Origin of the sequence: Rubripirellula obstinata (assembly GCF_001642955.1) — a bacterium.
Taxonomy (GTDB): domain Bacteria; phylum Planctomycetota; class Planctomycetia; order Pirellulales; family Pirellulaceae; genus Rubripirellula; species Rubripirellula obstinata.
Window position 1 is genome coordinate 1 of record NZ_LWSK01000047.1, and the last position, 24,524, is coordinate 24,524.

A 24,524-nucleotide genomic window follows, 5' to 3' on the forward strand; every position below is an offset into this window, starting at 1 on the left:
AAGGTCACCAGTACGAAGCGATTCGCCCGACAACTGCAAATCAGCCGTCCAAACACGAACCTTCGCTCAGTCTCCCAGATTACCTATCGTGGCGCAATCGCCCTGCCGTTTCCAGCGACGATTCACTAGAGAGATCAACTTCAATTCTTGCGAAAGACAAAGGTGCGAAAGACAGGGGTGTCAGGTACCGTTTTGGTTGCTTCGAAAGTCAAAGGCATCTTGGAAGTCAAAGCCAAACTGCCAACGGCGTAATCGCGTGCCGGTTGGCGAAAATGATTTGCGATGCCAACAAGCAAGTCACGTTGGCAAAAAACATCGAGCAATAACCAAGTGGCTACTTCGCGATCTCGGTCCGCTTTTGCTGCAGCAACCAAGCATACAATTCGGGATCGTCGTAGGCCTGCGTCCACGCGTCGTGACCGGCATCCGGATAGATCGTGAATTTCACATCGCCGCCGGCCTTTTTTAGCGCTTCGACCAACCGCTGCGATTCGCTGATCGGGATCACCGTGTCTTTCGCGCCGTGAAAAACCCAAATCGGCAGATGCTTGATGCGATTCATGTACGGCATTGGCCCGCCGCCGCAGACAGGTACCAGGGCGGCAAAACGATTCGGATTTTGGATCGCCAACCGCCAAGCTCCATAGCCGCCGCGACTGAGCCCCGTCAGATAAACACGCAAACGATTGACCGGGTGTTTGGTTTCGATTTCATTGACCAACCGGATCAATTGCTGGTCGTCCCAAAACTGCGTCTCGCTGGGGTTCTGCGGCGCGACCATGATGAACGGAAACGACTTGCCTTGCGCGATCAGTTTCGGCAATCCGTTTTTCTTCACTTTCTCCGGATTCCTGCCGCCCTCGCCGCCACCGTGCAAAAACAAAACCAGCGGAAACGATTTCGCCTTCTTGGATGACCGTGCAACCTCCGTTACTTCGTCGGGCAAATAGATCCAATAGCGAAGCGGTGGGTCGCATTTGGTCGTCTGCGTTTTCAAAACCATTTCCGCTGCCGACGTCGTCGGGAGACTGGCCAGCAGGATGCAAGACGCGATCATCAGATGGATGGCGAGCCGGCAAAGGTGACGCGGCCGATGCGTCGCCGGGTAAGACACGGAGGCGAGTGAATTCATTGAGATTGCTTGAGTGACGAAGGAACTGCGGTGCCGCTCCATGCTATTCGCGGCGATCTGCGAATCCCATCCGGTGCATTTGTACGTCTTTTTTTCGCCCGCGCCCAACAAGAAACGCTTGCTGACGCTGCGGGTTCGTGAGACATGTAGGTATGATAGAGACAAAGGTGTCAGGTACCTTTTTGGCTGCCTGGGAGATTCTCGCATTGCCTATTCTCACTTTTTGGTACCTGACACCTTTTCTGGCTGGCGAGGCTTCGTCAGCCCAGGGGGACATTGGGTGATTGACTGTCACCGGAATCGATGACCGCTGGAACGCAGCAGCAACAGAAACAAAATTGCCGAGAGATAAAAGCCGGCAATCATGGCGATGTTGACCGAGATTTCTGTGTCAGGGGCAGGGCCATTCATGTCGACCATGGATGAAATCCCGATCAACTGGGCGATCATCATCAGGGTGGAAAACAGAATCATCCACCACCATTTTCCGAGCAAGATCGATAGCAGCATCAACCACATGACGCCGCTGGAAACCGCGAGTGCCGAGAATGCGTTGGTCATTTCAAACGATCGAACCAAAACATTGAAAACAGCAATCGCGATGGCGAAGATCGATGTAACCCAAAGCAACTGTCCAATGCTGTGTTGGTTTGATGCGTGCGACCTAAGGCGGCTGATCCGGCGACGATTCCAATGCCAAACGATCAATGGGCCGCTGATTCCTAGTACCACCATCAACGCAATCCGCCCGAACAAAACAGGCGACTGCCATGTCACAAAAACAAAGACGATGATGTTAGCCAGCCAAGCCAATGCCACGACGATTCGCAGACGAATCAGTGGCCTCGGCTGGCAGGTGGTGATATCGATCAGGTACAACCAGGTGCCCACGGCAATCCAAGCCGCAGATAGACTTCCCAGCAGAAAGCCAATGATTGTTTGCGACTCGCTGGACAGCGTGCCTAGCATTCTTCCGTCCAGCACTGCCGCAATCGCCAAGACCTCGACAACTGACCAAACGCCCACCCAGCTTAGCAGGCTGACATCGGTGTTTTCGCGATCCGATGCAGCATCCATTATTGAACGCTTTGTTGGCGTTGCATTTCCAGCGACTGATATTGCAGCGGCAGCCCACCGTCGCGTCGATCCACCATTTGCTGCAACACTCGCGGATCTGTTTGGCTGGTTTGAAATCGAATTTCACCCGAACCGAACTGAATGTGAACACCGGCCGGATGATAGCTGCCGATCGATCCAACGAACCCCGGTGCCGGCGATGCAAACGAACCATCCGATGTCGCGATACCACCGCCTACATTTCGCAAGGTTGCACGCGTTCCGCTGAGCCAACCCAGGTCATCGGGGTTCGACAGTTTCTCGGACACAAACGCTGTGTTAGTCAAACCATCGGTCACGTCTTCGCGAGCGACGGGAACATTGAGTCTGAAAACACCGTGGTCGTTTTCGTCGATCGACTTTTCGGTTGGGTGATGCAGCCCGACATAACTGCTGGCATTGGCTGGATAGCGAGGTGCCGATGGACAATGCACGCTCGGAAAACTCAATTCCAAAACCGGTGCGTTCACCGAATCGTAAACGCTGACGGTTCGGTCAATCTTATCTGCGATCACGGGCTGGTCCATCAGATCCATGATCCGGCCCAACCAATTGTGATGATTTCCTGATCGGGCACTTTCGATCGGCCCCGAATCATTGATCGTGCCGACTGGAAAGTGCTGCCAGCGATCGTGGTAACTTTGGATTGCCAAGCTGATCGGCACCAGCCGTGATTGGCACAGGGCACGTCGCGACGTTTCTCGCATCGCCTGCACCCCCGGAACTGCCAGCCCAACCAGGACACCAATGATCGCGATCACGACCAACAGTTCGACGAGTGTGAAGCCGTGACGTTTGGTTAGCATGGAAAGACTCGGTGGGGTTATTGGGAAATGGATCGGCGTCGGATCGAAGCACCGGGCTGATCGCCGCGAAACATCGTCGCCTGCCACCCAAGGTCCAAATTGGATTGGGCGGCAGACGGCGAAATGGGACGTACTTCGATCCAGTGATTCGATGCAGGGTCCACTGGAAGCCGGAAACTTGACCTCGCATCGCTTTCGGATTCAGCCGACGTTTGCATGACTGCATCGATAGCGGCTTGCAGGTTGATCATGACTTGCCGTTCTTGGTCAGCACGCCGCCAATGCCATTGCCGACGGCCAACCGAAGTCGCAAATGTGCCAACCAGAAGTGCTAGGACCAAGACGAAGACCAATGCAGCCGAACCCGATCGTAACTGGGCCCGCCAGGGGGCAGTTGGCTTGGTCTGAACGCTGGCGATTTCCGTGACCGCGATCCTCGTCCGACTTCGGTGTGTCCAAGATTCAATCATCGGCGGGCACCTCGCAGTGCCAAAATTTCGATCGCCAAATCGGGTCGATCCGTTGCGGTCAAAGTCCAGACCAAGCCGTCACGGTCAAGGTAGGATGTCGAACTGAATTCAGATCGTTGGCCGACCGTGTACGTATCGTTGGAAATGCCCGAATCCGCACCGCTGGAAACGCTTCGTGAGATCATGGTTAAGCCGTCGGCTTGATACACGATGGTCTTGTCCCGCGTCGATTGTTCGATCGTGACTTGGTCATCGGCAATCTGGACATCGCTGGCAACCAAGACGTCACCGCGCAGCTCATCAGCGAAACGAACGATTTCGCGTCGGTGCAACAATGCCTTGGCAGCGTCACGTTCGCTTTGACGAATCACTGTCATTAACATCACCGTTCCGCCAAGCAGCATGCCCATCAGCGAAAGCACCACCACCATTTCTAGCAATGTGTAGGCCTGTCGATCGGCCCCCAATCGTTCTTTGCCGACGACCGTCATGGCTGCGGCTCCAATCGCCAAAGGTGCCGCGTGACCTGCGTGTTGGCAACTTTGCCGGAGATCGTCAAATGCAATCCGGTATGCGAATCCGTGTCAAAGGGCTCTGCTTGAATTTGAAACATTGATTCCCGATCGGCAGACAATCGATCAACCTCTGCAGGAAGCTGGGCAAACGAAACTGCCGACAATTTCTGGGCAACGTTGTCGATCGCGATCTGGTGACCGACATGCTGCAACGATGATCGATCCAACTTCATTTGCACCTGAATCATCTGCACTGCCAAACCTGTCGCAACGGCCAGCACGCCCAACGCGACCGCGATTTCCAGCAACGTAAAGCCACCGCGGTCGCGTCGCTGAACTGAATGACTGCGGAACATCAACTTGTTCATGCTAAACCGCGAATGAGGACGCTAAGGAAGTAGAAAATGTAGGCGGCGTGAACCAGTACATACAGTCCGACGGCGACGGTTACCAACGGCAATAGCCAGGCCATGCGAAGCCGCCATGATAAGGTGCGTCGCCGGCCGATGTCTTCGGCTAATCGCTGCATCGCATCGGCCAGGTGTCCGTTCTTGGTCGCGGTTGCCAACCAAGTTTCTTGGCGTGACGAAACCATTCCAGCCTGTCGCAAAGCGGTGGGAAGCGACGTGCCACGATCCACCCGTTCGATGGCAGCGGCGCATCGGCGGCGAACCCAGCGAACGCCCGACGTTTGTTTGGCAAACAGCAACATTTCATCGGCAGGCCGTTGCACCCGGATTGCTCGATGCATCGCGCCCAAAATATCTTGCCGCCATCGGTCGATCGAACTGCGCCCAAACCATGGCACCCATCGTGCAGTTCCAAACGGTAACCAACGGACCAAAGTCGATGCCAAAAACCAAACCAACACGACCACCACAACGACATCGCCAATCGACGCCGTCCACTGCAGCGCTGACTTAACTTTCGCATCCATCCCGCCCTGGTAATTCGCCTCGGCCAGAAGAAAATCGAACGATTCGAACATGATTTTCCGTATCACTTGTCCCAGCAGCCAAGCCAACAGCACTGTTGCCACCACATAGGTCAATTGTTGATAGACCAACGTCATCGATTCGGTCGATTGGTGCCTGCGTCGTTCCATTTCATGCGAATCGATCGCGGGCGACTCGGGCGTTGACTCGGACGTCGTCTCGGACGTTGACTTTGAAATCATGATTGCTGCGATCGTATCAGAATCGACGGGCAACTTTGATCGACCGGCGGCATCGGTGAAGGTTTGCCCCAGATCAAAATTTGCGACAAACCGCCTGCATCGTTGCATCATCGAACTTCGACATCCCTCGCCAAAACCAGCGACCACGGGGGCAACCGGTGCAGCCATTTCGCTGCTAATTCGCAGCCAACGGTTCAGCGATTGCTTTTCTTCATGGAACCGAAGGTGTTGAGCGATCGAAAGCGAAACGAGAAACAAAATCGTGATCAGAATCCCCACCGTGTGTGGCGCGGCAGCCAACACGGCAAGCAGACACAAAATCCAAAGGACGCTTTCGATTGCATCGAAGACTAAAATCATGCGGGGGCGATATTCCGCTGGTCGTCGTCGTTTTAGGTTTCGTTTGATCGTGCGAAAGGTGCCTGCCAGCAGAGCAAGGATCATCGCAGCAATCAGGGCTTCTATCGAATTTGCCATGATCAAATCAGCCCGTTGATCATGGTGGCCATGAAGGTGGTCGACATCATCATCGCAAGCGCCGCCAAGGCAACGGACGTCAACATGAACCCAAAGTGCAGAAAATGCAGCGACCGGTGCAGGCGGGATTGCACCAATGTGTGACATTCCCTTGCCGCATGATGCCAGATGGATTTCGCTTCATCGGATGATATTGTTTGATTAATGAAAGCCGCGATAATTGACAAAGGTTGGTCGTCGATTGGTGACGATCGCAGGATCAACGATAACGGTTGTCCCGCATCGGCGCGTTGGCCAGCCCGGTTGGACCATCGGCGCAAAACGGGATCGCCGATATCGGATGACGCCGCAGCCAGCGCATCAACATCCGTGCGCTGCGCCAGCATCGATCGATAATACGATTCGCAAAATTCAGCCATCCCCATCATGCTAATCGTGGAACCAACCCATGGGATCGCGTGAAAGATCCGCGATAGATCAGCGGGTAGTTTTTGGTGAATGAACAACAACACCAAGACATAGCTGACGATCGCAACGAAGGCTAATCCGAGGTAACACTTCGCGACACCTGCGATGGTTCCCAAACCCAGGTCACGTTCTTCCCAGTTTTCGAGATAGACAAAATCGTTGCCGACTTCGCTGATCGTTAGAAACAGGAACGCGCCGACGGCTAGTGCCGCTAACAGATAAACAAACCCGATCGTGATCGCGCTGGTCAATCGCCGGCAAGTTTCGCGGCGCACGTCTCGCCAGATTTCCAATTCGGCTTGTTTGGTAATGCTAATCGCGTTCAATTCGCCACCTCGCCGACGGCATCAAGCAGCGGCATCACCATGGTGCGGATCATCACAAAGATGACCGCGATCATCACCAGCGATGAAATCCAACGCGGCAGCGACTCGATCCACCAACCGCGACGACGCCCCGCTGTCCGCTGGTACAGTTCACTGAGATGCCGCAAATCATTCGTGATTTCGTTTGCCAACCGATTGCCGGATGCCAGATCGACAACGCATTGCTGCACCGGTTTTGGTGTTGATTCGGGGATCGCCAATGATGCCGTGTCATTCACGCCGCTTTGGATGCGCTGCACGGCGGGTGCCCACGCGTCGGCAAACCTTGGCCCGACAACTTTGGCGGCACCCTGGATCGCTTTTCCAACATCGATGGTGTTCTGCGAAGAACTGACCAGCATCGCCAACCACTCGCAGAACGTCGCATGATTGCGGACGTGATCGATGCGTCGATTCGATCGGCTGAGAGTCCAGTACAGCACTCCGCCGGCGATGCCGACCACGGCGATGATTGCCAACATTGCGACGAAGAAATCCTGTGCGAACCTTTGGCAAATTTCCATCGTCGTCGGTGAAAACGCCGACTTGATTGTTTCGCTTTCAGAAACCGAAATCATGATCCACGGCAGCACAAGGAATGCGACGGCTGCGGCAACGATGATGTTGATCATCGGGTTGATCATCGCGAACCACATTTGGTCGCGGTGTTCACGTTCACGGCGGATCAAGCAAGCCGTGGCGATGATGGGTTGGATCGATCCGGTGCAAGCGAGTGTTTCCATGGCATCATAGATCGGCGTGCTATATCGCGCCGAAAGCGAAGCGATGGATTGGGCCGGCGGCTCGCCACGATCAATTTTGTTGGCGACTTCTCTGGCAGCCTTCGCAAGCTTGCCCATCGCTTTGTTGTCCAAGTCAACCAAGCCAGTCGTCAACGAACGTCCTGCGTCCGCCATCGCAGCGATTTCGTCCAGCAACATCGCCAGCGATTGCGGATCGACGACATCAGGTAGACTGGAACCAGACATGTTAGAATTGGCAGACAAAATTCTGTATCGCCTTTCCGCGTGGCGACCCACTGGGTTCATTGAGTCAACTATGAAATCACGCTGTTATCGTAACGCATTTACGTTGCTAGAAATGTTAGTGGTGACCGGCATTATCGGTGTCTTGGTCGGATTGTTGTTGCCCGCAGTCCAGGCGGCTCGCGAGGCGGCGCGGCGGATGAGTTGCAGCAACAATTTGAAACAGGTCTCGCTGGGTGCGTTGCAATACCATGCCGCATTCGACCATCTGCCCCCGCACGGTACCGGCACGTTCAGTAACGCGAATGATCCCAGCGACACCAATCAGTTTCGCCTCAGCTTTTTGGTTTCGATCAGTCCGTTTGTCGGCAAAACGCCCATCTGGAACCGAATCAGCGAACCACACCTAGGTTATCCGCCCGGCAGTGGCAAGGTTGGTGATCCAATCCTGGCGACCTATCCTTATCCAAGCATGGGACCGGCGCCGTCGGTTTCCGAATACGAACCCTGGCTGGTCGAATCGGAAACCTATCGTTGCCCTTCCGATCCGGGGTTTGGAATGCCAGCGATGGGGCGAACCAACTACGCCGCGTGCCTGGGCGACGCAATCGAAGGATTGGACAATGGCCTCTGGCGATACGATGTGTCGAAAAGCCGATGGATGCCCAGCGGTAAAGAACAAATGCGAGCGACCGGTCGCGGAATGTTTGTTCCCCGCATGGTGACGTCGCTGGATGATGTCACCGATGGCACATCGACGACCGTCATGTTGGGCGAAATCGCCACCGATTTGGGCGACGCAGATACTCGGACTCAGCCGTCGCTTCAAAATGGCTGGACGGGTGGTGTGCTGGATGATGTTCAAAAGTGTCGCGGCCAGGTCAATTCAAATCGTCCGCAGTTTTGGTCCCTGAATTCCAGTGTCGGTGTTTCAGCTCAGTTGCCGGGCAGCCCAGCGGCGGGACGCGGTTTTCGCTGGGCCGACGCGATGCCGCTGATGACCGGCTGCAACACGACCCTTCGGCCCAACGCTGAACTGTGTTTCGGTGGCGACGAAACCACCATCGGTACGTTGACTATCAGCAGCCGACATCAAGGCGGCGCGCACGTCGCAATGGGCGACGGATCGATCAAATTCATAACCGATTCGATCGACGTCGGGTTCGAGAAAGGATCCGTGGTCGAAAACGGCAAAGGTGAATACGCCCCCGGTGCCGAGAGTCCCTTTGGAGTGTGGGGAGCGATGGGCACGCGAAACCAAGGTGAAATGATCGAAGACGTCTGGTGAGCAGCGTACCGCCACTGGTTCCGCCAAGGCTCGACCGCTAGGTCGAATCGGGAGCGGTGAAAACGCAATCGTCGGTATCTGGCGGCGAGCTAAAAAAATTGTTGAAAAATCTGTAAGCGCGGGTGTCTCCTTTGTCACTAACCCTTTGTGCGAACCGAACTGTTCGGGTCGCTTGTTGGTTTCGCCTTATTGGAACGCTGCTGTGACTTCTCGAAAAAACTCTTCTTGCCGTTCTCGATCGCCTCGTCGTTTGCGAGGCGAATCACTGGAAAATCGCCGTGTTATGGCGGCGGCAATCAACTTGTCCTCCGATGGTGTCTTGGATATCAGCGGCGATGCGGATGCCAATCGTGTCTGGGTCGCCCAAGTCAGTGATCAGCGATTGAGAGTATCGATCGATGGTCGTCACAACGATTTTGATGTCGCTGAGGTCAATTTGCTTCGTGTGCAAGCAGGCGGCGGAGATGATGTGGTGCGGATTGCTCGAAATGTCGACTTGCCAGCGCAAGTTTTCGGCGGAGCTGGCGATGATGTTTTGCAAGCGGGCAGCGGGCCATCGTGGGTCCAAGGTGGCGACGGTAACGATCGACTTCAGGGTGGAGCCGGCGTGAACATTCTGTTTGGCGGTGCTGGTCACGATCGCATTTTTGGTGGACCGGCAAACGACTATTTGATTGGCGGTGCGGGCAACGACCAATTGAACGGCGGTGCGGGGGACGATTGGATCTTTGGCGATGGTACCAATTCGCTGCCGACTGACGTGACCGATCCATTGGCGTACGCTCGCCAGTACGGTCACACCAATCGCGGCGACGATGTGATCAATGGTGGTGCGGGCAACGACGTGGTTCACGGCGGTCGAGGCAATGATCACATTCGCGGTGGCGCTGGCAACGACATCTTGTTCGGTGGAAAAGGCAACGACCGGATTCAAGGAAACCTGGGCGATGACCTGCTGATCGGTGGCGAAGGAAAAGACGCACTTAATGGAGGACGCGGTGCGGACACCCTCCTCGCTCGTGATGGCGAAATGGACATCATTTTTGCCGACTCGCTGGACGAAATCATTAGCGATGGACTGGACCGGATCGTGGTGGACGATGGCCTCAGTGCCAATGAAGTAGATGAAATGGTCGCCGAGCTGATCTAAGCTGGACTGAAAGAGCGGCAGCAAACAGTCTTTCAGTTCCTCGAACCAAGGACTACGAAACGATCGAACCTTCGCGTGTTTCTAAACAAAAGAGCGATGCCTCCGGCGACCATCAGTCGTCGGAGGATTTTGTCGTTTTTAGTAGCAATGGCGACGCTGTTTTTGTACAGCAATTGGTTTCGGGGTGTTCGCAGGCCTGGTCGCTTTTGGTGGACCAATACGGCCCGCTGGTGCGTAGCCGAATCATCGAAGTCGCCAGACTTTTTGGGCGACAAAATGATTGGTCGATGATTGATGATGTGACGGCGGAAGTGTTTACGACGCTGTTGGCCAGAGACGCGGCCGTGCTGAGAAGTTTTCAAGGACGTTGCACGCTGCAAACGTACCTGGCCGTCATCGCGACCCGTGTCTCGCGGCGCGTGATTGCACAGATCGTCTCCCGCGAAACGAAACAAACTGACGCGATAGACGATTTGACGAACTTCAATGAATCGGTCGATGCGGAGCAACGGATCATCGACCAGGAAGAAATTCAGCGACTTTTGACTTTGGTCGACCGTTTGCCGCCACGGCAACGAGAATTGGTCGTCGCCTTTTATCAACAAGGCGACACCTACGCGGAAATCAGCCAGCGAACAGGAATACCGATCGGTTCGATCGGAACCACGCTTCGTCGAGCCGAACAAAGACTGCGACAATGGATCACCGATGAATCTCCCTAACAACCATGAAATCTAGTAACCGCATCGATCGTCAATCGCTTCTGCAAATGATCCAAAACACTTTGGATCAAGCGGTAGCCGTGCGCGAAAGGGGAACCTCATCGGGCGAGGGAATCCTTGGCGTGGTGGTGCGGCAAGTCATCCACGATCTGGCACAGTACGAAAGCGATTCGGTGCCCGAGTCCGCACAATCATCGCCAGTTCCCTTGTTTGATGTGGCTGCCTATGTCGATGGAACACTTGACGATATAGAAAAAGCAAAAGCGATCACACAGGCCGCGATGCGTGATCCTGGTTTGGTGATGGAAATCGTTTCGGCAGTCCAGAGTCAAAAGGAAATCAAGACAAACCAACTGTCGGCGGATTTGAGATCACGCTTGCTTGGTCTGCGGTCGCCATCGGACGATTCAGAGGCGACAACGGCGAACGATACATTGGCGCTGGACAGCGTGCGAATTGTTCCCGTGGTTCCCGTAAAACCGCCGCGTTCCAAAAACCGTTTGCTGGCGACCGCGGTTGCCTTGGTCGCCGCGACCACGTTATTGGCCGTGGGAACTTGGCTGGGGAGCCGGTTTGGTAGCAATGAAGATGCAATCGTTCGCGAAGAAAAAGACATGGAGCCGCGAGTCGCTATACAGCCGGAGCAGTTGGGGCAGCCGGAACAGTCGGAGCAGTTGGAGCAGCCGGATTTCCCCCTACGCAACTCGGTGCCAGATGACGGTATGATCGCCAGCGAATCAAGTGGCAAAAGCGACTCGCCGGAATCGGTTTCGACCCAAAGCGACGACGATGATTCCGACGGCAAGGTCGCAGTGGTTCCGGAGCCGAAGCGCGTGAGGCAGGACAACGGGGCAGCGGAAAAGAAAACGGATCAGCCGCAAGTCAAACCGTCCAGCCTTGCGGTGACCTGGGATCAGATCGATGGGCTTTTGTTGGTGGAGACGCGTCAAAGTCATTCGACCGACGATTCACGATCGGAACTGTCAACGGTTTTTCGTGGCGTGGCGAAGGATGAATCGATGAATCTGGCTGGCCCGATCCGAATCAAAACACTGCCACTTTGCCGTGCCGTCGCTTCGATCGATGGCGGTGGCAAACTGGTGATCGCCGCTGATACGGAAATCGAATTCGCCAGCGATGGAACAATAAAACTGCTGCACGGTTCGATCGCGATGATGGAGACGAACCAGCGAACGATTCGACTGAGTGAAACAGGTCGACTGAGTGAAACAGGTCAACAAAGTGTTCCGATTCAAAGCCGTCAAGGCAATTCGTTTGTCTTGTCCCGAACCAACCGCGGCTATCAAATCGACACCCGGGATCGTGGCGTTTTGATTGCGAATCAGCAGTACGCCGATACTCGCTTGGAAATCGATGCCGCAACAGGGGCTGTCGAAACTGCGGGTGGAGTTCCCGATCGACTTCCGCGTTGGACGCGGCAACGAATCGACCGGATCGAAGTCGGTCGCACTGTTTTGGCACAGATCGCATCGAGTGACGACGTTTCCGCTGCCATGATGCAAACTTTGCAATCCGGCACAGTTCGCGGGCCTACCGCGGCCACACTTCGTGGCTGGTTGGTCGCGTCCAACGAAAACAACATCATGCGTTTGATAACGGCTCGAGATCCGCTGATTCGCGAGACAGCGATGAACTACCTTCGAGTGGTTTCCCCACAAGACCCGCGACACGAACGTTTGTGGAGGCGAATTGCCAATCAAGTGCGCAACCCTCGGGCGGTGCAAACCATTCGCAGTTTCTTTGTCATTCTTTGGTCCGGCAATCGTCCGACAACGAACCAACGAGACAATCTGCTTGGCCTGTTCACTTCGGCAGATCCCGCGACTCGAGTAGCGGCCAATTATCTGTTGGTGGCGTTCTACGGTGCCGGCCCTCGATTGGATATCGATGCAAATAGTGCGGTACGCACGCGAGCGGCAGCAAGATGGCGGACCATTAGCGATCAGAAACAATAGGTTCACGATGATCGTTGATTCTCGGAAACAAGACCAACGTCGACAAAGGTGCCTGTGGTCAAAGGTGTCAGGTACCGTTTTGGTTGCTTCGAAGGTCAAAGGCATCTTGGAAGTCAAAGCCAAACTGCCAACGGCGTGAGCGCGTGCCGGTTGGCGAAAATGATTTGCGATGCCAACAAGCAAGTCACGTTGGCAAAAAAACATCGAGCAACAACCACGTGGCTACTTCGCGATCTCGGTCCACTTTTGCTGCAGCAACCAAGCATACAATTCGGGATCGTCGTAGGCCTGCGTCCACGCGTCGTGACCAGGGCAGCTCAGTTTTCCAATCTGTGTTGAGCACTGAAATCCCAACCCGCATTGACTAACAAAACCGATGAATTACCCCGCTCCCCTTTTCCTAAACCGACCCTTCCGCCCAACGCGGAACGGTGTTTCGGTGGCGACGAAACCACCATCGGTACGTTGACTATCAGCAGCCGACATCAAGGCGGCGCGCACGTCGCAATGGGCGACGGGTCGATCAAATTCATAACCGATTCGATCGACGTCGGGTTCGAGAAAGGAACCGTGGTCGAAAACGGCAAAGGTGAATACGCCCCCGGTGCCGAGAGTCCCTTTGGACTGTGGGGCGCGATGGGCACGCGAAACCAAGGTGAAATGATCGAAGCCGTCTGGTGAGCAGCGTACCGCGACTGGTTCCGCCAAGGTTCAGACCAAGTTCAACCAGCGGGGCAGACTACATTGTTCCGATCGAAGGAAAGACAAATCCCTCAACTTTGTGAACCAACGGCGAGACGAAACAACGAGACTTGGCCCACTTGAACTCGAAGGGCGACGCCGTCCCGCGTCGTAAAGATGGCAAAAAATGAGGGGCGAAAAATACTGAATTCGATGGGGACATTTTTGCCCACCATTTTTTGCCAAACTTGAGAATGCTTTGCTTGGCGTGGGGTTTGGGTTGCTGAAATTTGGCAAGACCATGATGCGCGGGGATGAGGTTTTGTGAATGCGGCGGACCGTTCGCGATGGTCTTGCCAAAAAGATTCCCTTTCAGAACACCAGGGATGGTGGATCCCGAGTAGGATTGCTCGCGGCCTGCGAACTCGATTGTTTGACTCTGCGGTGGTTGATTCGGCGACGGTGTACGATGGGTGAAAGGGCGGCGCTTCTTGCGTACTGCCTGATCCATTGATTGCCGGGACTGCGCTTTGCTTGTTCCGGCCTACTTTTCCCGGCACTGAAAGAGAAATTTTTTGATGAGCGCTGAAACTAGACTTAAAGAACTCGACATTACCCTGCCTGCTGCTCCGAAAGTGCTGGGGCTGTATCGGCCGATGGTGGTGGCGGGGGGAATGGCTTATTTGTCGGGGCATGGGCCGTTGAAGGAGGATGGGTCGTTGGTGACTGGTCGTCTTGGGTTGGATATGGATGTTGAATCGGGCTACGACGCGGCTCGATTGACGGGGCTGGCGATGCTTTCGACGTTGAAGGCGAACCTGGGCAGCCTCGACAAAGCTGGGCGGTTGGTGAAGTTGTTCGGGCTGGTGCGCTGCACGGACACCTTTGTGGATCAACCGGCGGTGATCAACGGATGCAGCGAATTGTTTCGCGATGTTTTTGGCGATGACTTTGGTGTAGCGGCACGCAGCGCCGTGGGTGCGAACTCGTTGCCCGCAGGGATGGCGGTCGAGATCGAAGCGATATTTGAAATCGCAGAGTAAAAGCACAGTGAAATCGCAGAGTAACTTTCAGGGGTGAAGTTGCCGCTTGAAAGTGTCGATGCATAGAGCTCGATGAGTCAGCGCAGTGTTCGGATTGAGCAAAGCCATGCGAACCCCGCGCCAACGGGTGGAAATCTGCGACAGAATGTCGCTCAGAACGTTGCCGGGATTGCTTTTAAACGGCATCCACGGTCATACTATCCGCCCCGGGCAAGTTCGCTCGGTTTTTCTGGCCTCCTCTCGTGCTTTTCGCGGCCCGTTGGACTCTCGAAACAGCTTGGCTGTACCGAGTTTTCCTAGGCAAAAATACAAGCAAAATCATGCAACGGTTTCTATTTCCACGCTGGGTTAATCCCTTCCTCATCATGCTTGCGGTCGCAGTTGCCGCAGGTGGCGCGTTCGCTGGAGTGATGGGCGGTCTGTTGACCGACCCTCAAACTCTGAACGTGGGTTACCAGCCCGAGCAACCGGTTCCTTTCAGCCACGCGATTCACGCGGGTCAGTTGAAAATGGATTGCCGTTATTGCCACAACACGGTTTTTGAAGCGGCTCATGCGGCGGTGCCACCAACGGCGACCTGCATCAATTGCCACAGCCCGGCGGACGATCAGGGCGTTGCTGCACTGGCCGCGGTCCACGCTGCCAGTCCCAAGTTGAAGCCGATTCACGAGAGCTGGGAAACGGGGCGAAGCGTGAGCTGGAAACGAGTCCACAACTTGCCCGAATACGTGTATTTCAACCACGCCGCTCACGTCAATTCAGGCGTCAGTTGCAAGAGTTGCCACGGGCGGATCGATCAGATGGAAGTGGTTTATCAGCACGAAGAGCTTTCGATGGCTTGGTGCATCGAATGCCACCGCAATCCCGAACCGCACCTTCGTCCCAAGGATAAGGTGACCCAGTTGGATTGGGAATTCGAGAGCGAGGAAGCTCAGGCTGAATTCGCTGCGAAATGGCGAAAAGAGCACAACATTAACCCGCAAGTTCATTGTGCAGTTTGTCATCGCTAGTGGTTCGGTAATCTCGCTGGCCCTGGCATCGATGTTTGACGTTTGATTTTTTTAGCATCCCAATACCTGTCTTTTTCAATATGACCGCTCACGATTCAGCCCCGACGACTTATTCCCTGTCGGTCCGCCCCGGTTTGGATGCGAAAGATTCAGATAAGAAGGCGGAACCGAAGACGCCTAAGTCACCGCCGAAGTATTGGCGAAGTCTTTCCGAGTTGCGTGGTAGCGAGAGGTTTGATCCTTATCTGGATCGCGAGTTTCCTGTTGCCGCGTCGGAGTTCCCCGAAGGCGTTTCGCGTCGTCGCTGGATGCAGTTGATGGGTGCGTCGCTGGCGATGGTGGGTGCTGCGGGTTGCCGATACCCCGAAGAAGAGATCTTGCCGTTTGTGATTCGCCCCGAAGGCCGCGTGCCAGGCGAAACGTACAGTCGTGCGACGAACTTCGAGCTCGCTGGCCGCGTTTACAACTTGCTGGTTTCTTGCTTTGACGGCCGCCCGCTAAAGATCGAGCCCAATCCAGAACATCCTGCCGGCGGCGGTACCGATGTTTTCTCACAGGCTTCCGTGCTGGGGCTCTACGATCCCGATCGCGCCCGCGGCGACGATGCCTCGCTGCTGCGTCGCAGTACCGATCGCCGCGAAAATGTTGAATGGGACGTGTTTGAAACCTTCGCCAAGGGCTTGGTTAAGGCGAGCGAAGGTGATGGCGGTGGATCCAAGTTTGCGATTTTGATGTCGCCCACGCATTCGCCGACGACCGCTCGGTTGTTGTCCGAATTGCAGAAACGTTTGCCGAAGATGACGCTGGCGATGTACGACGCGGTCAGTGCGGGCGTGATGCGAGCGGCAACTGCGAAGGTGTTTGGCAAGCCTGCGAATCAGGTCATTGATTTGGAACAGGCCGATGTCGTGGTGACGTTGCAGGCGGATATTCTGGGTAATGACTCGGGCATGATCAACACGGCAGCCGGGTTCGCGAAACGCCGTGATGCGGTCGAAGGTAACATGAATCGGCTGTATGCAGTCGAAGGCAACTACACGATCACCGGTTCCAGTGCAGACACGCGACTGCCGCTGCAGCCTAGCCAGATGTTGGCGTTCTTGGCTGAATTGGGCCGCAGGGTCGAGGCGCTGAAGACTGAAGAGCATGATCACAGTGACGAAACGGTCTCGTTTGATCTGCTGGAACCCGATGCACGGTTGGAACGGTTCTTGGACCAGTTGGCTCACGACATTGCCGATGCTGGTGACAAGGCCGTTGTTATCGTGGGCGATGCGTTGGGTGAAGATGCGATCGCCGCCGGCATCGCGATGAACAAGAAATTGGGCTCGCTTGGCAAGGCGATTCAGTATCGCGCCGCGGCCGATGCAGAGCTTTCTGATGCTGTATCGTTGCAGGAATTGGTTGCCAAGATTGACAAGGGCGACGTTGAATCTCTGTTGATTCTCGGCGACAACCCGGTTTTCACCGCTCCTGGTGACATTGATTTGTCAGGTGCGATTGGCAAGCTGGAACATTCGATTTACTTGGGCGAATACGACGACGAAACCGGCGTTGCCTGCGAGTGGTCGTTGCCGCTGGCGCACCCGCTGGAATCCTGGGGTGACGTGATCGATTCCCATGGCAACTATGGCGTTTGTCAACCGCAAATTTTGCCGCTGCTTGGTGGGCGTGCAGTGGTCGAAGTGCTGGCGTTGATGCTTGGCGAGAAAGAGACCGCGGGCGATGAAGTTGTTCGCAAGACGGCTGATTTAATGGGCGGATCGCTGAGTGATCGCCAATGGGGCAAGTTGCTGCACGATGGATTTGCGAAAGATCTGGTTGCCAGCGATAGTGAATTGTCGGCGAAGGACATTGACCTGGAACTTCCGAGTGAAGGGCCGGTTGCCGCCAGCGATGCGGATAAGGATCAGTTGGAGATTCTGTATGTGCCTGCTGACGGAATTTTGGATGGCCGGTTTGCCAACAATGGTTGGCTTCAAGAGATGCCGCATTCGCTGACCAAGATGTGCTGGGATAACGCCGCCATCATGAGCCCCAAGACAGCGAAGGTTTTGGGCGTCAAGCACGAATTGGTGGTTGCGTTGCGAAGTGGCGATCGCAAAGTCGAAATGCCTGTTTACGAAATGCCAGGCTGTGCTCCCGGCGTGGTGTCGCTTGTGTTTGGTTACGGTCGAACACGCGTCGGTGCGGTCGGCGGATTCACTGAGCGTGATATTCCCGTGGTCGGTATTGATGTTTCGCCGATGCGAACGTCCGATGCGATGCTGTTGGAAACTGGTGTCGAAGGTCGTCCGCGACTTCGCGAAGTTGACATTGCAACGACTCAGGATCACTGGGCGATCGATGAACGCGGTCGCGAAGAAACCGCCGGTCGAAGCTTTACGCTGGTTCGCGAAGGCACGGTTGCCTTGATGAAAAAGGTGCCGGAGTTTGCCGAAGCGATGGGCCCGCACGTTCCGCATGTTGGCAAGACCGGATCGCCTTGGCGTGAACCGATCAACGAAATCGAAGATGATCCAGACCTGCAATTCCTGCCTCAGTGGGGCATGTCGATTGACTTGTCCAAGTGTACCGGTTGCAACGCATGCGTGATCGCTTGCCAAAGTGAAAACAACGTGCCGATTGTTGGTCGCGAGCAGATCCTGAACAGTCGCGAAATGCACTGGATTCGCATTGACCGCTACTTCCGCGGCGACGAAGATTTTGCTGATGTCGTGCAAGAACCGGTTGCCTGCATGCACTGCGAAACCGCACCTTGCGAACAGGTTTGTCCTGTCGCGGCAACGGTTCACACCGACGAAGGCATTAACGCGATGGCTTACAACCGTTGCATCGGAACTCGGTACTGTGCGAACAACTGTCCGTTCAAAGTTCGTCGTTTCAATTACTTCAACTACAACGAAGAAATCGGCGTGGGTTACGGCGTTGACGCTTTCCCTGGCAACATCGAAAACGCGAACCGCAAATTGCAATCGCTGGTCATGAACCCCGACGTGACTGTTCGCGGTCGTGGCGTCATGGAAAAGTGTACTTACTGTGTTCAGCGAGTTGAAAAGGGCAAGATCACCGCTCGTAAGGAAGATCGTCGGATCCAAGAAGGCGATGTGGTTACGGCTTGTCAGTCGGCTTGTCCGACTCGTGCGATTGAATTCGGCGACATCTCAAATCCTGAATCAATCGTTGCGAAGAAACGCAAAGATGTTCGCAGTTATGGCATGTTGGAACAGTTGAACGTCAAGCCACGCACCGAGTATTTGGCTCGCGTTCGCAATACACCCAAGCGTTTGATGACGACGTTCCAGTTGGAATATCTTGCTGACTTGGAATCGCCGCACCATAACGAACACGACCAGTCACATGATTTGCACGGCGACGGTGATCATGGGCACGGCGATCATGGCCACGACGACCACAAGTACGACGAAGATCATTAGGCAACCAAACCTAAGACCTGAAACTTAACGCCTAATACCTAACACCTCCTCCTCACCCCTGCATCATTCATGTCCCTCGCCATTCCCAACGGATTGGATAACACTGTCGAACGACCGGGCGAACGCGCCCCGCTGGTTCTCGGTGATACGACCTACCATGACATCACCGAAACGGTGTGCCAGGTCGCCGAACGCAAACCAAGTAAAGCTTGGGTGATCGGGTTCTTGATTTCGTTCTTGGTTTTGCAATGGTTCGTTGTCTGCATTCTCTATCTGCTTTATGAAGGCGTTGGAGTTTGGGGTAACCGTTCGCCCGTTTTCTGGGGTTGGCCGATTGTCAACTTCGTGTTTTGGGTCGGGATTGGTCACGCGGGAACGCTGATTAGTGCAATCTTGTTTCTGTTTCGTCAGGAATGGCGGACAAGTATTAACCGTGCTGCCGAAGCGATGACGATCTTTGCGGTGGTTTGTGCGGGAACCTTCCCCGGCATCCACGTGGGTCGTGCTTGGCTCGCATTTTGGCTCGCACCGTACCCGAGTTTGAACCTTTGGATGTGGCCTCAGTTCCGCAGTCCATTGCTATGGGACGTTTTCGCCGTCAGTACGTACGGCACCGTGTCGTTGTTGTTTTGGTACATGGGAATGGTGCCCGACTTGGCAACCTTCCGCGATCGATCGAAAAACAAATGGCGTCGAATGGCTTATGGGCTGCTGTCGCTTGGTTGGTCGGGTTCGTCGCGTCACTGGATGCGATACGAAAAGGCTTATGCGTTGCTGGCCGCCTTCGCCGCACCGCTGGTTTTGTCGGTACACACGATTGTTTCGTTTGACTTCGCGGTTTCGCAGGTTCCTGGTTGGCACACAACGATCTTCCCGCCTTACTTTGTTGCAGGAGCGATCTTTAGCGGTTTCGCGATGGTGCTGACGCTGATGATTCCGGCCCGTTCGATGTTGGGCCTGGAAAAGCTGATCACGATTCGCCACATGGACAACATGTGCAAGATCATCCTTGCGACCGGGTCGCTGGTCGGCCTGGCATACGGGACCGAGTTCTTTATCGCTTGGTACGGTCAAGTACGCGAAGAGAAGTTCGCGTTCACCAACCGTGCGTTCGGACCTTATTGGTGGGCTTACTGGACGATGGTCACTTGCAACGTGATTAGTCCGCAGTTGTTCTGGATCAAGAAATTCCGCACGACGCCATGGATCATTGTTCTGATTTGCATCTTTGTGAACATCGGAATGTGGTTCGAGCGATTCGTGATTACCGTCACCAGTTTGTCTCGCGATTACCTGCCCAGTGCTTGGGCATACTTTGAACCGACCTGGGTCGATTGGTCGATGTTGATCGGATCGTTCGGGATGTTCTTCACATTGTTCCTGTTGTTCTGTCGCTTGATGCCAATCATCAACATGGCTGAAACCAAGGCAACTTTGGCTAAGCAAATTCACATCGCTCACTCAAACGGAGAGGAGCACTAATGTCTGACAACACTGACAGCAACGACACGAGCATGAACACGGTGTCTGGCGATAAGAAAGTCCACGGAACGGTTGCGGAGTTCACGACCGTCGATTCGTTGATGGACGCATGCCGCAAGGTCCGTGACGCGGGCTACCAAAAAACCGACGCGTTCACGCCGTTCCCCGTACACGGGATCGACAAGGCGCTTGGCATCAAGCCGACGATTTTGCCTTGGATCGTTTTGGTTTGCGGATTGACCGGAACCGCAGTCGCGTTGACGATGCAGATCTGGATGAACGCGATCGATTACCCGTATATCATTTCGGGCAAGCCTTACATTTCGTTGCCGGCGTTCATTCCAGTGGCGTTTGAGCTGACGATTTTGTTTGCATCGTTCGGTACATTCTTTGGAATGTGGATCTTGAACGGGCTGCCAAAGTTCAGTAACCCGGTGTTCACCGATCCGCGTTTCGATCGTGTGACTGATGACCGTTTCTTTTTGTACATCGACGCCAAGGATCCGAAGTACAACCAGGCTGGTGTTGAGAAGCTGTTCGGTGAATTCGGCAGCGACTATATCCAGTCGGTCGTCGAAGACGATTCAGAGAAAAAGATTCCGGGCTTCATGTACAAAGTCTGGATCGCCGTCGCAGCGGTTTCAATCATTCCGCTGCTGATCGGTTTGAAGATGCGGGTCACCAACAGTGATCAGCCTCGTTTCCACATCTTCTTTGACATGGATTTTTCACCGTCGAAAGATGCTCAGCAAAACACGACCTTGTTTGCGGACACGCGTGCGATGCGTCCGGACGTTCCCGGCACGGTTGCTCGTGGCCAGCATGACGTGAATTTCCGAACCGGAATCGACATGGACGCGATGGCCAGCATTGATGGCGTTCGTGCTGAGCGTTTGGTACGCATGTTGGATGATGACCAGCCCGAAAGTGCCAGCGAATCAGAAGAATCGGCACCTGAAACGACCAAGAGTGTGATGGATACGACGCCTTGGTTGACGGACAACCCGGTCGATGTTTCTGAAGAAACCTTGCTGCGTGGCAAGCAGCAATTCGGGATTTACTGTTCGGTTTGTCACGGCCTAAACGGTGGTGGAAACGGTTTGGTCAATCGCCGTGCTCAGCGAATTCTTGCCGCGACTTGGGTGCCGCCGTCCAAACTGCACGATGCCAGCTTGCATGCGGATGTTTATCCCGATGGCAAGCTTTTCAGCACGATCAGCAACGGCATTCGCAAGATGCCCGGTTACTCGGCACAGATCAAAGCCGAAGACCGTTGGGCAATTGTGGCTTACGTCCGAGCTCTGCAGCGAAGCCAAGATGCGTCGATTGATTTGGTGCCGAAGGACCAGCTTGAAAAGATCAAGAAGCAGCAAGCAGAGGTGGAAGCGGCTTTGAAGGCGGAAGCCGATAAGGCCAATGCGGGTGCCGAATCTGCGGAAGAGGAAACCGATGCTGACACCAGCGATGCTGAAACCAGCGAAGATGCGAAAGACGAATCAGCTTAACGCCGCGGCGACCAACTGATTCTTTCCAGACCCAACCAATTTCATTTGAATCGATTTTCCGATGTCTCATCACCCAGCACCCGTAGTCAAACCCGCTGACGATCCGGCATTCAAGTTGCCAGCTTCGATGTCCGCATTGAGCGTTCCGCTGTGCGGCGGCGGCTTGATCTTGATGATTGCTGGCTGGGCGATTGCCAACTTTATGGTTTCCGAAAAAGTCGGCATGTCGGCTTACCTAGCTGCGTTCATCTATTGTTTGACGCTGACGATCGGTTGCCTGTTCTTTGTCCTGATTCAGCACTTAGTTCGTGCGGGCTGGAGCACGGTTGTTCGCCGGATCGCCGAGCTGGTGATGGTGATGATTGTACCGCTCGCGATTTTGTTCATTCCCATCGTCATGAGTCTGCTCACCGGATCAGGGACGCTTTACCGATGGGATGATCCTGAATACTCCGTGGCGAACCATCTGAACGCCAACGTTTGGGAAGCCAAGGCCGGCTGGTTGAATCAGTACTGGTTCATGTTCCGGTCCGTGATTTACTTCGCGATTTGGATCGGCTTGGCGGTTTACTTTTACCGCGGCAGCACCGAGCAGGACGAAACCGGTCAACGCAGCGTGACGGATCGGTTGCAGTATTGGTCGGGCCCCGCCGTGATGCTGTTTTCGTTGACAACAACCATGGCCGCGTTTGATTGGGTGATGAGTCTGGCACCGATGTGGTTTTCGACCATGTTTGGCGTTTACCTGTTCGCCGGTTCGATTTTGTCAGCACATTGTCTGATTTGCTTGTCCGCGTTTTTGTTGCAAAAGAAAGGCGCGATGCGTGATGAGGTCACCGTGGAACACTACCACGATTTAGGCAAGCTGATGTTCGGCTTTACGCTGTTTTGGATCTACATCGCGTTCAGCCAGTTTTTGCTGATTTGGTACGGCAACATTCCGGAAGAAACCGAGTGGTTTTATCATCGGCAGGAAGCAGGTTGGGAATACGTTTCGATCGCATTGGTGGTGTTCCACTGGATCGTGCCATTTATGGGCTTGATGAGCATGTTTGTCCGGCGTCGCCCTGCGATCATCGCATTTTGGGCCGGATACTTGCTGATCATGCACTACGTTGATGTGTTTTGGATGATCATGCCCGAAGCCCACGCTGCGGTGCCGTATTCAGCCCCCGCTGCGACGACGCCCATCGCGGTCGCCGCCAGCGTCATGTGTGTTGTTGGAATGGTTGGTTTGATGCTGGGACTGCTTTTCCGAGTCGCCGGCGGATCGAAAGTCGTTGCCGTTCGTGATCCAAGGTTGGCCGAATCGATGGCCTTCGAGAACGTTTAGTATGAAACCAGCGGCTTTTTCCGGCCGCGATTGATTTCGCTGATCGCTGCGTCGCGATGACGCAGTTTTGAAGTTTTACTCCCCTTTTTGCCTACAATCGAACAGAATACGTGCCATGGCAGCCTACGACGATCTGGACGTCAAACGCATCTTTGTCGTCGGATTTTTATCAATCTTTGTTCTCGCGGTGACTGCTTTAGCGGTTCAGGTACTGTACTACGCCATGCTGACCACTCAGCAAGCTGAAACAGCGGCGGAAAGTGATTACCGACGGCAACAAGCAATCTTGAGCGAGCAGACGGCTGAGATTTCGAACTACGGCGTCAATCCCGACACGGGCAACGTTGTGATTCCGATTGATCAGGCCATCGAATTGATGGTGAAAGAGAATAAAGAAGCTTCAAAAAACAACGACTCGAAAAATACTGATAGTGACAAAACTTAGTTCCCATTACCGCCAGGCTTCGCTTGCCGGCTTTCGCATCGCGAGAGCTGCTTGGATCGATATGCCTGTTCGGTTGTTTGGGTGCTGTGTTGTCGCCTTGGTCGTCTTGTCTTGTCCCGCCGATGCTCGGGACTCGATGCGGACTGGGGCCGATGTCACGCTGAACGACGGTGTGCCGAAAGAAGTCGAAAACGTCACGGTTGAGCAGAAGCTTGGCGACGTTGTCCCGTTCAACCTGCCGTTGACCGATTCCTTTGGAAGGAAGGTCAAGACCGGCTACTTCATCGACGGAAAAAAGCCGACAATCATATCGCTGAACTACAGCGATTGTCCGATGCTTTGCAACGTGCAGCTAAACCAGTTGTGCAAGTCACTGAAAGAGTTGGATTTGCAGATCGGAGAAGACTTTCAGATTCTGACGATCAGCATCGACCCCAAAGAAACGACTGAAAAGATTCGCGAGACAAAAGCTAATTACGTCGAGCAATTGGCGAGCACGCATCCAGGTGCGGCCGACGGGTGGACCTTTTGCACCGCTCAGCAACCGATCATCACAAAGATTGCCGACGTTTTAGGATTCCGATACACGTACAACGCGAAAGCTGGTGAGTACTATCACCCCGCAATGCTGGCCTTCGTTTCACCCAAAGGCGTGATCACTCGATATTCGCTTGCTCTTTCGTTTGAACCCAGGGATCTTCGCAAGGCGTTGATTGAATCTGGCGATGGAACCGTAGGCTCGCCAGTCGATCAGATCATTATGTGGTGTTTTAGTTTTGATCCTGATAGCAACAGCTACACTGCCCAGGCCTGGAAGATGATGCGGTTAGGTGGAGCGGTAACTGTCGGTTTAATGCTGGCGTGCTTGGCACCGTATTGGATTGGGCGTAGAGCGATGCCCAATCGAGATGTCGCGGTTGACGACGAAACATAATTTAGA

23 protein-coding genes are annotated in these 24,524 nt (G+C 54.5%); 13 read left to right on the forward strand and 10 right to left on the reverse strand.

Translation table 11 applies throughout. The features are described 5' to 3' along the window. Nucleotides 1-334 precede the first annotated feature (334 nt). From RC85_RS13050 to RC85_RS13090, 9 genes are all read right to left on the reverse strand, one after another. The gene (locus RC85_RS13050) at nucleotides 335-1,297 is read right to left on the reverse strand and encodes a carboxylesterase family protein (RefSeq protein WP_160148177.1); all 963 of its coding nucleotides are present in this window, start codon (nucleotides 1,295-1,297) and stop codon (nucleotides 335-337) included. Nucleotides 1,298-1,423: 126 nt separating this feature from the next. Then, complete coding sequence (locus RC85_RS13055; protein ID WP_068263397.1) at nucleotides 1,424-2,209, reverse strand: hypothetical protein; 786 nt, start codon at nucleotides 2,207-2,209, stop codon at nucleotides 1,424-1,426. Next, nucleotides 2,209-3,054: a DUF1559 family PulG-like putative transporter gene (locus tag RC85_RS13060; RefSeq protein ID WP_084422621.1), complete on the reverse strand. Its 846-nt coding sequence runs from the start codon at nucleotides 3,052-3,054 to the stop codon at nucleotides 2,209-2,211. Before RC85_RS13060 ends, RC85_RS13055 begins: the two co-directional genes overlap by 1 nt. Before the next feature lie 17 nt (nucleotides 3,055-3,071). After that, nucleotides 3,072-3,524 carry a hypothetical protein gene (locus tag RC85_RS13065; protein ID WP_084422622.1) on the reverse strand — a complete coding sequence of 151 codons (453 nt, stop codon included), beginning with the start codon at nucleotides 3,522-3,524 and terminating at the stop codon, nucleotides 3,072-3,074. Beyond that, entirely contained in the window at nucleotides 3,521-4,015 is a 495-nt protein-coding gene (locus RC85_RS13070; protein WP_068263398.1) for a prepilin-type N-terminal cleavage/methylation domain-containing protein, read from the reverse strand. The genes RC85_RS13065 and RC85_RS13070 overlap by 4 nt, the downstream gene beginning before the upstream one ends. Next, entirely contained in the window at nucleotides 4,012-4,407 is a 396-nt protein-coding gene (locus RC85_RS13075; RefSeq protein WP_084422623.1) for a type II secretion system protein, read from the reverse strand. Before RC85_RS13075 ends, RC85_RS13070 begins: the two co-directional genes overlap by 4 nt. Then, nucleotides 4,404-5,693 carry a type II secretion system F family protein gene (locus RC85_RS13080; RefSeq protein WP_160148179.1) on the reverse strand — a complete coding sequence of 430 codons (1,290 nt, stop codon included), beginning with the start codon at nucleotides 5,691-5,693 and terminating at the stop codon, nucleotides 4,404-4,406. Before RC85_RS13080 ends, RC85_RS13075 begins: the two co-directional genes overlap by 4 nt. Nucleotides 5,694-5,695: 2 nt before the next feature. Next, on the reverse strand, nucleotides 5,696-6,487 hold the full coding sequence (locus tag RC85_RS27475; RefSeq protein WP_068263399.1) for a hypothetical protein: 792 nt from the start codon (nucleotides 6,485-6,487) through the stop codon (nucleotides 5,696-5,698). Beyond that, nucleotides 6,484-7,515: a type II secretion system F family protein gene (locus tag RC85_RS13090; RefSeq protein WP_084422625.1), complete on the reverse strand. Its 1,032-nt coding sequence runs from the start codon at nucleotides 7,513-7,515 to the stop codon at nucleotides 6,484-6,486. Before RC85_RS13090 ends, RC85_RS27475 begins: the two co-directional genes overlap by 4 nt. Before the next feature lie 70 nt (nucleotides 7,516-7,585). Between RC85_RS13090 and RC85_RS13095 the strand changes: the two genes are divergently transcribed. The 5 genes from RC85_RS13095 (at nucleotide 7,586) to RC85_RS13120 (ending at nucleotide 13,329) form a co-directional block, all read left to right on the forward strand. Continuing rightward, nucleotides 7,586-8,800: a DUF1559 domain-containing protein gene (locus RC85_RS13095; RefSeq protein WP_068263483.1), complete on the forward strand. Its 1,215-nt coding sequence runs from the start codon at nucleotides 7,586-7,588 to the stop codon at nucleotides 8,798-8,800. A 202-nt stretch (nucleotides 8,801-9,002) separates the two neighbouring features. After that, nucleotides 9,003-9,950: a calcium-binding protein gene (locus RC85_RS13100; protein WP_149752902.1), complete on the forward strand. Its 948-nt coding sequence runs from the start codon at nucleotides 9,003-9,005 to the stop codon at nucleotides 9,948-9,950. A 209-nt stretch (nucleotides 9,951-10,159) separates the two neighbouring features. Beyond that, nucleotides 10,160-10,672, forward strand: a complete 513-nt coding sequence (locus RC85_RS13105; RefSeq protein WP_068263406.1) for an RNA polymerase sigma factor — start codon at nucleotides 10,160-10,162, stop codon at nucleotides 10,670-10,672. Between the two features lie 5 nt (nucleotides 10,673-10,677). Further along, a complete protein-coding gene (locus RC85_RS13110; protein ID WP_068263408.1) occupies nucleotides 10,678-12,648 on the forward strand; it encodes a hypothetical protein in 1,971 nt (656 codons plus the stop codon). A 360-nt stretch (nucleotides 12,649-13,008) separates the two neighbouring features. Further along, a complete protein-coding gene (locus RC85_RS13120; protein WP_068263410.1) occupies nucleotides 13,009-13,329 on the forward strand; it encodes a DUF1559 family PulG-like putative transporter in 321 nt (106 codons plus the stop codon). A 58-nt stretch (nucleotides 13,330-13,387) separates the two neighbouring features. Here the strand turns inward: RC85_RS13120 and RC85_RS13125 are convergent, their stop codons facing one another. Further along, nucleotides 13,388-13,840: a hypothetical protein gene (locus RC85_RS13125; protein ID WP_068263411.1), complete on the reverse strand. Its 453-nt coding sequence runs from the start codon at nucleotides 13,838-13,840 to the stop codon at nucleotides 13,388-13,390. Between the two features lie 67 nt (nucleotides 13,841-13,907). Here RC85_RS13125 and RC85_RS13130 point away from each other — a divergent pair, with 67 nt between their 5' ends. The 8 genes from RC85_RS13130 (at nucleotide 13,908) to RC85_RS13165 (ending at nucleotide 24,518) form a co-directional block, all read left to right on the forward strand. Further along, a complete protein-coding gene (locus RC85_RS13130; protein WP_068263412.1) occupies nucleotides 13,908-14,372 on the forward strand; it encodes a RidA family protein in 465 nt (154 codons plus the stop codon). A 320-nt stretch (nucleotides 14,373-14,692) separates the two neighbouring features. Next, nucleotides 14,693-15,382 carry a cytochrome c3 family protein gene (locus tag RC85_RS13135; RefSeq protein WP_068263413.1) on the forward strand — a complete coding sequence of 230 codons (690 nt, stop codon included), beginning with the start codon at nucleotides 14,693-14,695 and terminating at the stop codon, nucleotides 15,380-15,382. Nucleotides 15,383-15,462: 80 nt separating this feature from the next. Next, nucleotides 15,463-18,819, forward strand: a complete 3,357-nt coding sequence (locus tag RC85_RS13140; protein WP_084422628.1) for a TAT-variant-translocated molybdopterin oxidoreductase — start codon at nucleotides 15,463-15,465, stop codon at nucleotides 18,817-18,819. 69 nt (nucleotides 18,820-18,888) lie between these two features. Further along, nucleotides 18,889-20,301 carry an NrfD/PsrC family molybdoenzyme membrane anchor subunit gene (gene nrfD / locus RC85_RS13145; protein WP_068263414.1) on the forward strand — a complete coding sequence of 471 codons (1,413 nt, stop codon included), beginning with the start codon at nucleotides 18,889-18,891 and terminating at the stop codon, nucleotides 20,299-20,301. Next, nucleotides 20,301-21,806, forward strand: a complete 1,506-nt coding sequence (locus RC85_RS13150; RefSeq protein ID WP_235033377.1) for a quinol:electron acceptor oxidoreductase subunit ActD — start codon at nucleotides 20,301-20,303, stop codon at nucleotides 21,804-21,806. The genes nrfD and RC85_RS13150 overlap by 1 nt, the downstream gene beginning before the upstream one ends. 61 nt (nucleotides 21,807-21,867) lie before the next feature. Further along, the gene (locus RC85_RS13155) at nucleotides 21,868-23,139 is read left to right on the forward strand and encodes a hypothetical protein (protein WP_068263417.1); all 1,272 of its coding nucleotides are present in this window, start codon (nucleotides 21,868-21,870) and stop codon (nucleotides 23,137-23,139) included. A gap of 115 nt (nucleotides 23,140-23,254) precedes the next feature. Continuing rightward, nucleotides 23,255-23,584: a hypothetical protein gene (locus RC85_RS13160; RefSeq protein WP_068263420.1), complete on the forward strand. Its 330-nt coding sequence runs from the start codon at nucleotides 23,255-23,257 to the stop codon at nucleotides 23,582-23,584. Then, a complete protein-coding gene (locus RC85_RS13165) occupies nucleotides 23,571-24,518 on the forward strand; it encodes an SCO family protein (RefSeq protein ID WP_068263423.1) in 948 nt (315 codons plus the stop codon). Before RC85_RS13160 ends, RC85_RS13165 begins: the two co-directional genes overlap by 14 nt. Nucleotides 24,519-24,524: the final 6 nt, after the last annotated feature.

Bases quoted from the DNA above. Each gene is read 5' to 3' on its own strand.
- RC85_RS13055 (WP_068263397.1), bottom strand. From the start codon at position 2,209: ATGGATGCTGCATCGGATCGCGAAAACACCGATGTCAGCCTGCTAAGC.
- RC85_RS13060 (WP_084422621.1), bottom strand. From the start codon at position 3,054: ATGCTAACCAAACGTCACGGCTTCACACTCGTCGAACTGTTGGTCGTG.
- RC85_RS13065 (WP_084422622.1), bottom strand. From the start codon at position 3,524: ATGATTGAATCTTGGACACACCGAAGTCGGACGAGGATCGCGGTCACG.
- RC85_RS13070 (WP_068263398.1), bottom strand. From the start codon at position 4,015: ATGACGGTCGTCGGCAAAGAACGATTGGGGGCCGATCGACAGGCCTAC.
- RC85_RS13075 (WP_084422623.1), bottom strand. From the start codon at position 4,407: ATGAACAAGTTGATGTTCCGCAGTCATTCAGTTCAGCGACGCGACCGC.
- RC85_RS13080 (WP_160148179.1), bottom strand. From the start codon at position 5,693: ATGGCAAATTCGATAGAAGCCCTGATTGCTGCGATGATCCTTGCTCTG.
- RC85_RS13090 (WP_084422625.1), bottom strand. From the start codon at position 7,515: ATGTCTGGTTCCAGTCTACCTGATGTCGTCGATCCGCAATCGCTGGCG.
- RC85_RS13095 (WP_068263483.1), top strand. From the start codon at position 7,586: ATGAAATCACGCTGTTATCGTAACGCATTTACGTTGCTAGAAATGTTA.
- RC85_RS13110 (WP_068263408.1), top strand. From the start codon at position 10,678: ATGAAATCTAGTAACCGCATCGATCGTCAATCGCTTCTGCAAATGATC.
- RC85_RS13125 (WP_068263411.1), bottom strand. From the start codon at position 13,840: ATGGATCAGGCAGTACGCAAGAAGCGCCGCCCTTTCACCCATCGTACA.
- RC85_RS13130 (WP_068263412.1), top strand. From the start codon at position 13,908: ATGAGCGCTGAAACTAGACTTAAAGAACTCGACATTACCCTGCCTGCT.
- RC85_RS13135 (WP_068263413.1), top strand. From the start codon at position 14,693: ATGCAACGGTTTCTATTTCCACGCTGGGTTAATCCCTTCCTCATCATG.
- RC85_RS13140 (WP_084422628.1), top strand. From the start codon at position 15,463: ATGACCGCTCACGATTCAGCCCCGACGACTTATTCCCTGTCGGTCCGC.
- nrfD (WP_068263414.1), top strand. From the start codon at position 18,889: ATGTCCCTCGCCATTCCCAACGGATTGGATAACACTGTCGAACGACCG.
- RC85_RS13150 (WP_235033377.1), top strand. From the start codon at position 20,301: ATGTCTGACAACACTGACAGCAACGACACGAGCATGAACACGGTGTCT.
- RC85_RS13155 (WP_068263417.1), top strand. From the start codon at position 21,868: ATGTCTCATCACCCAGCACCCGTAGTCAAACCCGCTGACGATCCGGCA.
- RC85_RS13160 (WP_068263420.1), top strand. From the start codon at position 23,255: ATGGCAGCCTACGACGATCTGGACGTCAAACGCATCTTTGTCGTCGGA.